The organism is Zoogloea sp., from assembly GCF_041911615.1.
GTDB lineage: Bacteria > Pseudomonadota > Gammaproteobacteria > Burkholderiales > Rhodocyclaceae > Zoogloea.
Window position 1 is genome coordinate 1 of record NZ_JAYROR010000073.1, and the last position, 11,586, is coordinate 11,586.

General features: G+C 71.0%; 10 protein-coding genes. 6 read left to right on the forward strand and 4 right to left on the reverse strand.

Annotated features, from left to right (window positions below; genetic code table 11):
• Positions 1 to 87 precede the first annotated feature (87 nt).
• Together tagF and ACE3P2_RS08365 are read left to right on the forward strand one after the other, a co-directional pair.
• Entirely contained in the window at positions 88 to 1,071 is a 984-nt protein-coding gene (tagF, locus tag ACE3P2_RS08360) for a type VI secretion system-associated protein TagF (protein ID WP_374263324.1), read from the forward strand.
• Entirely contained in the window at positions 1,068 to 1,871 is an 804-nt protein-coding gene (locus ACE3P2_RS08365) for an OmpA family protein (protein ID WP_374263327.1), read from the forward strand. Before tagF ends, ACE3P2_RS08365 begins: the two co-directional genes overlap by 4 nt.
• 16 nt (positions 1,872 to 1,887) lie before the next feature.
• Here the strand turns inward: ACE3P2_RS08365 and ACE3P2_RS08370 are convergent, their stop codons facing one another.
• From ACE3P2_RS08370 to nirB, 4 genes are read right to left on the reverse strand one after another with little or no spacing between them, the layout of a single operon-like run.
• Positions 1,888 to 3,621 carry a protein phosphatase 2C domain-containing protein gene (locus ACE3P2_RS08370; RefSeq protein ID WP_374263330.1) on the reverse strand — a complete coding sequence of 578 codons (1,734 nt, stop codon included), beginning with the start codon at positions 3,619 to 3,621 and terminating at the stop codon, positions 1,888 to 1,890.
• Positions 3,622 to 3,632: 11 nt separating this feature from the next.
• Positions 3,633 to 4,445, reverse strand: coding sequence for a formate/nitrite transporter family protein (locus ACE3P2_RS08375; protein WP_374263333.1), 813 nt, complete (start codon positions 4,443 to 4,445; stop codon positions 3,633 to 3,635).
• Positions 4,446 to 4,479: 34 nt separating this feature from the next.
• Positions 4,480 to 4,821 carry a nitrite reductase small subunit NirD gene (gene nirD, locus ACE3P2_RS08380; RefSeq protein WP_374263336.1) on the reverse strand — a complete coding sequence of 114 codons (342 nt, stop codon included), beginning with the start codon at positions 4,819 to 4,821 and terminating at the stop codon, positions 4,480 to 4,482.
• Positions 4,822 to 4,832: 11 nt separating this feature from the next.
• Positions 4,833 to 7,367, reverse strand: coding sequence for a nitrite reductase large subunit NirB (gene nirB / locus ACE3P2_RS08385; protein WP_374263339.1), 2,535 nt, complete (start codon positions 7,365 to 7,367; stop codon positions 4,833 to 4,835).
• A gap of 469 nt (positions 7,368 to 7,836) precedes the next feature.
• Here nirB and ACE3P2_RS08390 point away from each other — a divergent pair, with 469 nt between their 5' ends.
• The 4 genes from ACE3P2_RS08390 to ACE3P2_RS08405 all read left to right on the forward strand — a co-directional run.
• Entirely contained in the window at positions 7,837 to 8,601 is a 765-nt protein-coding gene (locus tag ACE3P2_RS08390; RefSeq protein ID WP_374263342.1) for a DUF3348 domain-containing protein, read from the forward strand.
• Positions 8,598 to 10,808, forward strand: coding sequence for a DUF802 domain-containing protein (locus ACE3P2_RS08395; protein ID WP_374263344.1), 2,211 nt, complete (start codon positions 8,598 to 8,600; stop codon positions 10,806 to 10,808). The genes ACE3P2_RS08390 and ACE3P2_RS08395 overlap by 4 nt, the downstream gene beginning before the upstream one ends.
• Before the next feature lie 3 nt (positions 10,809 to 10,811).
• Positions 10,812 to 11,453 (forward strand): OmpA family protein, encoded by a 642-nt coding sequence (locus ACE3P2_RS08400; protein WP_374263346.1) that lies wholly within the window; start codon positions 10,812 to 10,814, stop codon positions 11,451 to 11,453.
• On the forward strand, positions 11,450 to 11,586 hold a 137-nt coding region (locus ACE3P2_RS08405), incomplete at its 3' end, for a DUF2894 domain-containing protein (RefSeq protein ID WP_374263348.1). The genes ACE3P2_RS08400 and ACE3P2_RS08405, both read left to right, overlap by 4 nt.

Here is an 11,586-nt window from a genome sequence, read left to right on the forward strand (position 1 = left end):
CACCGCCGCCGCACCGGCGGCGGCCCCGCCGTCCCAACCCGCTGCGCCCCCGGCCAGCGCCGAGCCGGGCAGCGCGGAGCGCCGCTCATGAACGGCCCGATCGAAGCCGGCGCCACCTGCTTCGGCAAGATTCCCGCCCGGGGCGATTTCGTCAAAGGGGCTGGGCACTCACCGCTGATCGGCCTGCTCGACACCTGGGTGTCCCGGGCCATGGCGCAACTCTCCGAAGACCCGCGCTGGAAGATCACCTACGACAATGCCGCCGCGTTCGACTTCGCCTTCGTCGGCGCCCGCAGCCGGGTTTCGATCGTCGGCCACCTGCGCCCCAGCACCGACAGCGCCGGCCGCCGCTTTCCGTTCATCACCGCCGCCACCATCGAACGGGACGACACCCTGCTGTTCCGCTGCGGCCCCGCCGCCCTCGGCCCGGCCTACGCGAGCCTCGCCCAGGTCGCCGAGATCGCCACCGGCGGCGCCGACGTCCCCACCGTGCAGGCCGCCCTCGACCGCCTGCACTGCGCGGCCGATTTCGACGCCGCCATCCAGACCGACCCCCTCGGCGGGTTCGTCCGTCGCACCACCCTCGGCGGCCTGGCCGAGATGCTCGGCGCGGTCGACCCCGAGGTCGTCGCGCGGATCGTCCTCGCCATCGGGCTCCTGCTGCGGCCCGTCGTCGGGCAGCAGACGGTACGCATCGACAAGGATCTACGCCTGCCCCTGCCGGCCGGGGACGAGCACGCCCGGGCGGTGGCCGGGCTGTGGCTGTACCTGGTCAGCGCCTTCCTGCGCCGCACGGACATCGAACTGCAGATCGTCATCGAGCGGCGCGCCGGCCGCCCCCAGCTCATCATCGGCTTCAACGGCGCCGCACCCGAGACGCTGCGCGTCGCCTGGAGCCCCGACGAGGCCTCGGCCCACCTGATCGACCTGCGCGATCCGGCGTGGATCGACAGCCAGCCAGCGCTCACCGACGACTACGGCGTCGCCAAGCTGGCCGCCTACCTCGCCCAGCCCGGCATCACCCTCGAACTCGCCATCAACACCTTCCGAGAAGTCTTCCTGGGGGAATGAGCTTGAACCATCGCATCCGCCTTATCGCCGCGCTCGCCACCCTGGCGCTCGCCGGCACCCATTCCGCGGCCCACGCCCAGAGCCCCGGCGCCGCCACCGACGACCCCGGCGCCAAGGTCGTCGCCGCCGGCACCGTGCCCGACGAAGCCGCCCGCGCCGCCATCCTTGGCAAGCTGCGGGATCTGTACGGCGCCGCCAACGTCGTCGACCGCCTGGAGGTCGGTGGCGTCGTTCCGCCGCCCCACTGGACCGAGCACGTCGGCAAGCTGATCGGGCCCAACCTGCGCCAGGTCCGCAAGGGCACGCTGCAGATCAACGGCACCCAGGTGTCGGTGAAAGGCAGCGTCGCCAGCGAAAGCCAGCGCCAGCAGCTGGCGGCCGACATGCAGGCGGCGCTCAACCCCACCTATTCCATCGACAACGGCCTGGTCGCCGCCGGCGCGGCCCAGGGCGTGCTGGACAAGGCGCTCTCCAACCGAGTCGTCGAATTCGAGACCGGCTCCGCCACCCTGACGAGCGCCGGACGCGCGATCCTCGACGAAATGGCCGACGCGATCCGCCGCCTCGGCGCCCCGAAGATCCAGCTCATCGGCCACACCGACAACGAAGGCAACCGGGCCGCCAACGTCGCCCTGAGTATGGCGCGCGCCAACGCCGTCCGCGCTTACCTCGTCGAGAAGGGCATTCCCGCCGCCAACCTGAACACTGCCGGCGCCGGCCCCGACCGTCCGGTCACCAGCAACGCCACCCCCGAAGGGCGTGCCCGCAACCGCCGTATCGAGTTTCACCTGGCGGGCTGAAGCCCGGCCGGCGCGCTCAGCCCACCGCCAGACGCAACGCCAGTACCAGCGCGAGTACCGCCACGGCGAGCAGCGCCGAGGTGCATTGCCAGAACCGCACCGGGTTGCGGTCGATCAGCGGGGCGCGGCGCTGAAGCCGGAACTGCGCGCCCGGTGCCTTGAGGTCGTGGACGAACTCCGAGACCACCGCCTGGCGCTTGTCGGGATTGACGTGCAGCGCCTTGGCGAGCACGGCGTCCACCCACGGCGGCAGGTCGGGCCGACGGTGGCGCAGCGGCACGTAGCGCAGGCGACGCAGGTCAGCCGGGCTGCGCACGCGGGCGGCGTCGAGGCCGTAGGGCAGCTGCCCGCACAGGAGCTGGTAGGTGATCGCCGCCAGCGCGAACAGGTCGGCGCGGGGGCTGCCGGCGTGGCCGAGGAGATATTCCGGCGCCACGTACTGGAGCGTGCCGGGCACGGCGTCGGTGGTGGGCCCGCGGGCGTCCTCGGCGAGGCCGGCGACATGGGCGGCGGCCAGGTCGATGAGCTTGACCGTGCCGTGGCGGTCGATCATCACGTTCTCGGGTCGCAGATCCTGATGCAGCATCTCGCGCCGATGCAGGGCCTGCAGGCCCTGGGCGATCTGTTCGACCAGCACGCGGACGGACGTCAGGGGCGGGTGGGGGTTGTCGATGCGCCACTGGGCCAGGGTCTGGCCCTCGATGTATTCCATCGCCACGAACAGGTGGCTGCGCGGCCGGTCGCCGGACCAGGCCTTGATGACGTGGGGGCTGTCCACCCGCCGGGCGACCCACTCTTCCAGCACGAAGCCGTCCAGGTAGGCGGCGTCTTCGCGACGGTCCACCGACGGCGTCTTGAGCACCAGCGGGGCGCCACTGGCGGCATCCAGCGCCAGCCAGACATGGCTGCGGGCGCTCAGCTGCAGCTCGCGCACCAGGGTGAAGCCCTCGAAGGCCATGCCCGGCGCCAGCATCGGCGGCAGGGCCAGGGCGTCGCGGCGTAATTGCGGGCGGGGCAGGCCGGCCTCGGGCAGGGCTTCGATGCGCAGCAGCTGGAGGGTGGCGTCGTCGTCGCTGCCGCGCCGACGGGCCTCGCCGACGAGCCAGGCGGCAGCGGCGTCGAGATCGTCCGGCGTGCGGGCGAGGGCCGCGTGCACCGCGGCGGCGTCGAGATGCGCGTAGGCGCCGTCGGTGGCCAGCAGGTAAACCTCTCCCGGCTCGGCCTCCCAGCGGCGGTAGTCGATCTCCACGTGGGGACCGGTGCCGAGGGCGCGCCCCAGATACGATTCGGTGGCGGACAGCCGCAGCCGGTGGTCCTCGGTGAGCTGTTCGAGGGCCTGGGCGTACAGCCGGTAGATGCGCGAGTCGCCCACGTGCAGCAGGTGCAGGTCACGCCCCTTGAGGATCAGCGCGCTGAAGGTGCACACGTAGCCGCGGTCCTTCTCGAAGCGGGCGTCGCTGCCCAGGGTCTGGGCGTGCAGCCACGAATTGACCGCGCTCAGCACCCGCTCGCCGGCGCGACGGACGGACCACGCCTCAGAGGTGGCGTAGTAGTCCTCGAGAAAGCTGCGCACCGCCGTCTGACTGGCGATCTGGCTGACCCGGCTGGAGCCGATGCCGTCGGCGATGGCCAGCACGATGCCCTTGCCGAGGCGCTGATGGCCGGTAGGCAGCAGGGCGCCGTGAAAATCCTGGTTGGTGTCGTGATCCCCGGCCAGGGAGGCCTGGCCGAGGATCACGCGGGGCAGCACGGCGCCCACGCTCAGGCGGCGCGACGCTTGGGCGCGGTCTTGTAGTGGGTAGAGTACAGCGTCGCGCCGACGAAGGTGAGGCCGCCCACCAGGTTGCCCAGCACGGTGGGGATCTCGTTCCAGATCAGGTAGTCCATGAACGTGAAGTTGCCGCCCAGCATCAGGCCCGACGGGAACAGGTACATGTTCACGATGCTGTGCTCGAAGCCCATGTAGAAGAACACCAGGATCGGCATCCACATGGCGATGACCTTGCCCGACACGCTGGTGGACATCATCGCCGCCACGACGCCGGTGGAGACCATCCAGTTGCACATCACCGCGCGCACGAACAGCGTCAGCATCCCGGCGGCGCCGTGGGCGGCGTAGCCCACCGTGCGGCCCTCTCCGATGTGGCCGATCTTCTGGCCGATGGCGTTGGGCGCTTCGGAGAAGCCGCTGGTGAAGATGATCGCCATGAACACCGCCACGGTCAGGGCGCCGGCGAAGTTGCCGGTGAACACCAGCCCCCAGTTGCGCAGCACGCCGCTCCAGGTGGCGCCGGGGCGCTTGTCGAGCACCGCCAGCGGCGCGAGCGTGAACACCCCGGTCAGCAGGTCGAAGCCGAGCAGGTAGAGCATGCAGAAGCCGACCGGGAAAAGCAGCGCGCCGATCAGCGGGTTGCCGGTGTTCACGTTGACGCTGACCGCGAAGGCCGCCGCCAGCGCCAGGATGGCGCCGGCCATGTAGGCGCGGATCAGGGTGTCCTTGGTAGCCATCAGCAGTTTGGATTCGCCGGCGTCCACCATCTTGGTGACGAACTCGGCAGGGGCGAGGTAAGCCATGTTGTTTCCTCCGGGATTCAGACGATTGTCGGGTTCAGTCCACCAGGGCGACGAGCACCTGGCCGTTCTCGATGCGCACCGCGTGGGCGCGCACCGAGTGCTCCGGCGCTTCGAGGCATTCGCCGGTGGCGAGATCGAAATGGTTCTTGTAGAGCGGCGAGGCGACCACGACGTGCGCGCCGAGGTTGCCCACCAGCCCGCGCGACAGCACGCTGGCGCCCGACTTCGGGTCGATGTTGTCGATGGCGTGGAAGCGGTCTTCGCCGATGCGGAAGACCGCCACGTGGCGGCCCGCCAGCAGGGCGCAGACGCCGGTGTCGGGCACGATGTCGTCCGTCGCGCAGACGGCGTTCCAGTGCAGGGTTGCGGTGCTCATGGGGCGGCTCCTCAGGCGGGGGTGGCAACAGTGTCGGGGGCGGCTTCGCGCTCGTCCGGGCGGGCCGGGCGGATCTGGCCACGCGCCTCCACGAAAACGATGTGCTCGTCGGCCTTGTCGCTATTCACGAAGGAACGGAAGCGTTTGCGCACGTCCGGATCGGTGACGGCGGTCTTCCACTCGCACTGGTAGGTGTCCACCACGTGCTGCATCTGCGCTTCGAGCTCGTCGCCGAGGCCGAGGCTGTCGTTCACCACCACGTCCTTCAGGTAATCCAGGCCGCCTTCCAGGTTGTCGCGCCAGGTGCTGGTGCGCTGCAGGCGGTCGGCGGTACGGATGTAGAACATCAGGAAGCGGTCGATCAGCTGCACCAGGCGCGCCTTGCTCAAGTCGGCCGCCAGCAGCTCGGCGTGGCGCGGCTTCATGCCGCCGTTGCCGCACACGTAGAGGTTCCAGCCCTTGTCGGTGGCGATGATGCCCACGTCCTTGCCCTGGGCCTCGGCGCACTCGCGGGTGCACCCGGACACGCCGAACTTGATCTTGTGCGGCGCGCGCAGGCCCTTGTAGCGGTTCTCCAGCTCGACCGCGAGGCCGACGCTGTCATCCACCCCGTAGCGGCACCAGGTCGAGCCGACGCAGCTCTTCACGGTGCGCAGGCTCTTGCCGTAGGCGTGGCCGGATTCGAAGCCGGCGGCGATCAGCTCCTCCCAGATCAGCGGCAGCTGCTCGACGCGGGCGCCAAACAGATCGACCCGCTGGCCGCCCGTCACCTTGGTGTAGAGGCCGTACTTCTTGGCCACCCGGCCCACGGCGATCAGGCCGTCCGGCGTCACTTCGCCGCCCGCCATGCGCGGCACGACCGAGTAGGTGCCGTCTTTCTGGATGTTGCCGAGGAAGTAGTCGTTGCTGTCCTGCAGGCTGGCGAGTTCCTTCTTCAGCACGAATTCGTTCCAGCACGAGGCGAGGATGCTGGCCGCCGCCGGCTTGCAGATGTCGCAGCCGAGGCCCGAGCCGTGCCTGGCGAGCAGCGCGCCGAAGGTCTTGATCTGCCCGACGCGCACGAGGTGGTAGAGCGCCTGCCGCGAGTACGGAAAGTGCTCGCAGAGGTGATCGTTCACCGCCAGGCCGAGGCGGCTCATCTCGGCCTTCATGACCTGGGTGACCAGCGGCACGCAGCCGCCGCAGGTGGCGCCGGCCTGGGTGCAGGCCTTGAGCGCGCCGATGCTGGTGGCGCCACCTTCCACCGCCGCGCAGAGCTGGCCCTTGGTGACGTTGTTGCACGAGCAGATCTGGGCGCTGTCGGGCAGCGCATCGACGCCCACGCCCGGCTTGGCCTTGCCGTCGCCGGCCGGCAGGATCAGGAACTCGGGGTCGGCGGGCAGCGCGATGCCGTTCAGCGCCATCTGCAGCAACGTGCCGTATTCGTCGGCGTTGCCCACCAGCACCGCGCCCAGCAGGCGCTTGCCGTCGGCGCTGACGACGAGCTTCTTGTACACCTGCTTCACCTCGTCGCAGTAGCGGAAACTGCGGCTGTCCGGCGTGCGGCCCTGGGCATCGCCGATGCTGGCGACGTCCACGCCCATCAGCTTGAGCTTGGTGCTCATGTCGGCGCCGGCAAAGGCCGCGTCGTGCTCGCCGGCCAGGTGGCGCGCGGCCACCCGCGCCATTTCGTAGCCTGGCGCGACGAGGCCATAGACCTGGTCCCGCCAGGCTGCGCATTCGCCGATGGCGTAGATGTCCGGATCGCTGGTGCGGCAGTGGTCGTCCACCGCAATGCCACCGCGGGCCCCCACCGCCAGTGCGTTCTGGCGGGCCAGCTCGTCGCGCGGACGGATGCCGGCCGAGAAGACGATCATGTCGGTCTCCAGGTAGCTGCCGTCGTCGAACGCCATGCGGTGGCGGCCACGGGCACCATCGACGATCTCGACCGTGTTGCGGCGGGTGTGCACCCGTACGCCCAGCGCCTCGATCTTGCTGCGCAGGATGTGCCCGCCATCGTCGTCCACCTGCACCGCCATCAGGCGCGGCGCAAACTCCACCACGTGGGTCTCGAGGCCCAGGTCGCGCAGGGCCTTGGCGCATTCCAGGCCGAGCAGGCCACCGCCGACGACCACCCCGCGAGTCGAGCGCGCACCGCACTCGGTCATCGCTTCCAGGTCCTCGATGGTGCGATAGACGAAGCAGTCGGCCCGGTCGTTGCCCTTCACCGGCGGCACGAAGGGCACCGAGCCGGTGGCGAGCACCAGCTTGTCGTAGGGCAGCACGTCGCCATCGGCCGTCGTGACCGTCTTGTTGCGGCGGTCGATGGCCGTGGCGCGGGTATTCAGACGCAGCGCGAAGCCGCTGTCGGCGAAGAAGTCCGGCGCAACCAGCGAGAGGTCGTCGGCCGTCTTGCCGGCGAAGAATTCGGAAAGGTGGACCCGGTCGTAGGCGGGCCGGGGCTCTTCGCCCAGCACCGTCACCTCGACATTCGCACGTTGCAGCGCGTGCAACGCCTCGAGGAACTTGTGCCCTACCATGCCATGACCGACAACGATGATTTTCATAGGGAATCCTGCAATTTCGGCGCCGTGGCGGGCCTGCAGGATCGCCGCGGACGATTCACCCCAGGTGAAAGGCGCGGCCATCGGGCCCCCGCGGATCGCGGATTGAACTCGGGTTGGAACTGGCCGGCTCCGGGCACCTACCCGGAACCGCGCGTGTTCCGCCGTCGTTGGCGGAGGCTCGGCGCCTGCGGCGGCATTGCCAGCAGGCTCCCCCATCTCAAAGCAGATAGCGTGCCATCCCCTCGCCGCGGCCAGCACCGCGCCCGGCGGCGGCTTGCGGGGCCCCGCGTCCGGGGGTGGGCGCACCGGATTGGTGCCCCGCCGCCCAGATTCGAGCACGCCGCCGGATCGCCCGTCCCTGGCCGCACCCGACGCGGGCGCTGCCCCAAGGCCTTTCGGTGCCGCTGACCCGATCGCCACTTTGTAGTAGCCTTGGCCCCTTTTTTGCAGTTGGAAGCCGGTGTTCGCCATGACGCGAGGTTTGCCCCGCCCCCGCGCCCACAGCGCCAGGCTGATCCGCACGCTGGCCGAGCTGGCCGTGGCGGATGCCCCCGAATCGAAGCAGACCTTCGCCGACCGGCTCGGCCTGTGGCTGGATTTCACCGACGCCATCGCGCTGTTCGCGGTGATCAACCCGCCCAGTGCCCCCGCGCCGACGCCCGCTACGCCACCCGCCGCGCAGGCCCAGCGTGACGCCTTTCAGCGCGTGCGGGCGGCGCTCGAGGACGCCATCGCCGTCGACGGGCTGCTCACCCCAGGCAAGGCGCGCATCAAGCTGCCCCGGCCGGACTGGCACCCCACCATCGAAGGCGCGGCGGATTTTCTGCCCTATCAGCGCTACTACCTGGCCCACCAGCGCGACATGGGCGCCGCCATCGCCCCCCTGCGCGCCGCCGTGCGTGCCGCCGTGGCCGCCCAGTCGCCGGCCCACAAACGGCTGGCGGCCCTCGACGGGGTGATGGAACAAGCCCTCGGCAACCGCGAACGCACGCTGCTGACCGGCGTGCCGGCGCTGCTGGCACGGCATTTCGACCGCTTGCACCAGGCCCATCGCGCCGCCCGGGGCGACGCCGCCGGCCCGGACGATCCGGACGGCTGGCTGCAGCCCGGCGCCTGGCTCGCCACCTTCTGCAAGGACATGAAGACCCTGCTGCTGGCGGAACTCGATCTCCGCCTGCAGCCGGTCGCGGGGCTCCTGGACGCCCTTGGCAACGAGGTAATCAATTCGCCATGAACAAGAAGATCAGTTGGACCGCCTTTTTCGTCGGCCTCCTCGCGGTGGCCTGGGTCGGCGTCGGCTACGCCGGCAACAGCCCGCTGGCTCTGACGATGACCGCGGTCATCGGCGCGGTGTACCTGGCCGGCGCCCTCGAACTGCGCCGCTTCGCCCGCGCCACCGCCGCCCTCGCCGCCGCGCTGGCCGCGATCCCCGACCCGCTGCCCGATCTGGGCGGCTGGCTCGAACGGCTGCCCGCGTCGCTGCGAAACCCGGTGCGCCTGCGCATCGAGGGCGAGCGCGTCGGCCTGCCCGGCCCCGCGATGACCCCTTACCTGGTGGGGATGCTGGTGCTGCTGGGTATGCTCGGCACCTTCCTCGGCATGGTCGTCACCCTCAACGGCGCGGTGCTGGCCCTGGAAAGTACCACCGATCTGCACACCATCCGCGCCGCCCTGGCCGCGCCGGTGAAGGGGCTGGGGCTGGCCTTCGGCACTTCGGTGGCAGGCGTCGCCGCCTCGGCGATGCTGGGCCTCGTCTCGGCCCTGGTCCGGCGCGACCGCCTGCGCGCGAGCCAGCTGCTCGACGCCCGCATCGCCACCGCGTTGCGCGGCTTCTCCCTCGCCCACCAGCGCCAGGAAACCTTCCAGGCCCTGCAAGCCCAGGCCCGCGCGCTGCCCGAGATGGTGAGCGCCCTGCAGGCCATGATGACCCAACTGGAACGTCACGGCAGCGCGCTGGGCGAACGCCTGCTCGCTGGCCAGGAACGACACCACCAGGATGCCGCGCGCCTTTACGCCGAGCTCGCCGCCTCGGTGGACCGCTCGCTGAAGGACAGCCTCGTCGAAAGCGCCCGCGTCGCCGGCGCCACCATCCAGCCGGTCGTCGAGGCCACGATGGAAGGCATCGCCCGCGAGAGCGGCGCGCTTCACGCCCGCCTCGGCGACACCGTCCAGGCCCAGCTCGACGGCCTCGCCGCGCGCTTCGGCGACGCCGTCGGCACCGTCACCGACACCTGGGCCACCGCCCTCGCCCGCCACGAGGCCGGCGCCGAACGGCTCGGCGGGCAGCTCGAAGCCACCCTCGAGCGCTATGCCGACGCCTTCGACCGCCGCTCGGCCACCCTGGTGGGCAGCGTGGAGCAGACCCACGCCCGGCTCCAGGCCGAGCTTGCCGCCACCCTCGAACGCACCGCACGGGACGCCGAGGCCCGCCAGCAGCAACTCGCCGGGCAGGTTGAGACCCAGTTCGACGGACTCGCCCGCCGCGTCGGCGACAGCGTCGCGCAACTCGCCGCCACCTGGCACGCCGCCCTCGCCCGCCAGGAACAGGACGCCACCGCCCACAGCGCCCGAACCGAGACCGCCCTGGCCGGCTTCGTCGAGCGCTTCGAAGCCGGTTCCACCGCACTGCTCGCCAGCGTCCGCGACGCCCACGCCGGCCTCCAGGCCGAACTGGCCGCCGCCGACACTCAGCGCCTCGCGACGATGCGCGGCGCCCTCGAGGACATGGCCACCATGCTGCACACCGAATGGCAGCAGGTCGGCACGCAGACCCTCGCCAGCCAGACCCGGCTGTGCCAGACCCTGCAGGACACCGCCCGGGCCATCGGCGACGAGGCCCGGGCCCAGTCCGGCGCCACCATCGCCGCCGTCACCGGCCTGATGGAGCGCGCCGCCGAAGCCCCTCGCGCCGCCGCCGAAGTGGTCGGCCGCCTGCGCGAGGAACTCTCCGCCAGCATCGCCCGCGACAACACGCAGCTCGAAGAGCGCAGCCGCATCATGGACACCCTGGCGACCCTGCTCGACGCCATCAACCACGCCTCCACCGAACAGCGCGGCGCCATCGACGCCCTGGTCGCCGCCTCCGCCGACCTGCTCGAACGGGCCGGCGACCGCTTCGAAGCGCGCCTCGACGGCGAAGCCGCCCGCCTCACCGACGCCACGACCCGGCTCGGCGGCGGCGCCGTCGAAATCGCCAGCCTCGGCGAAAGCTTCGGCTTCGCGGTGCAACAGTTCGGCGACACCAGCGGCAAGCTGATGGAAACCCTGCAGCGCATCGAAGGCACCCTCGCGGGCGCCGTCGCCCGCAGCGACGAACAGCTCGCCTACTACGTCGCCCAGGCGCGGGAAATCATCGAACTGTCGGTGATGTCGCAAAAGCAGATCGTCGAGAACCTGCAGCAGCTCGCCAGCCGCCAGGCCCACCTCGCCGGCGAGGGCTGACGGATGGAATCCCTCGACGACAACATCGAGCACAGCACACCCGTCTGGGCCGTCTTTGGCGACCTGATGTCGGGCCTGCTGGGCGCCTTCGTGCTGATCCTGGTCGGCGTGCTGGGCGTGCAGCTCGAACTCGCCACCACCCTCGAAGCCGAGGTGCACAAGCGCCAGCAGGAAGAGCAACGCCGCATCGCCCTCGAAAAAGCCCTCGCCGGCCCCCTCGCCTCGGGGCGCGTCACCCTCGACAACGGGCGCATCGGGATCAGCGGCAGCGTGCTGTTCGCCCTCAACTCCGACGCGCTGCAACCCGAAGGCCGGCAACTGCTCAAGAGTCTGGCCGCGCCCCTCGTCGCCTACCTGGGCACCCGCGACGAGATCCTGATGGTCAGCGGTTTCACCGACGATCGGCCGGTACGCGACAGCAACCGCCAGTTTGCCGACAACTGGGAGCTCTCGGCCCAGCGTGCCCTCACCGTGACCCGCGCGATGATCGAAGAAGGCGTGCCCGCCGCCTCGATCTTCGCCGCCGCCTTCGGCCCGGAGCAGCCCGTCGCCTCCAACGCCGACGCCGAAGGGCGCGCCCGTAACCGGCGCGTCGAGATGGCCCCGGTGCCCCGCTCCGCCAAGGCGGAGGCCAGCGCCCGATGAGCGACCGCCCGGCGGGCGATCCCGACGCCGCCCTGGCGGCCCTGCGCGCCCAGGGCGGCGATCGCGCCGACCCGGTGCGTTTCCGCTTTCTCGAAGCCCTGGCCCGGCGCAGCGCCGCGTACCGGGGCGATGC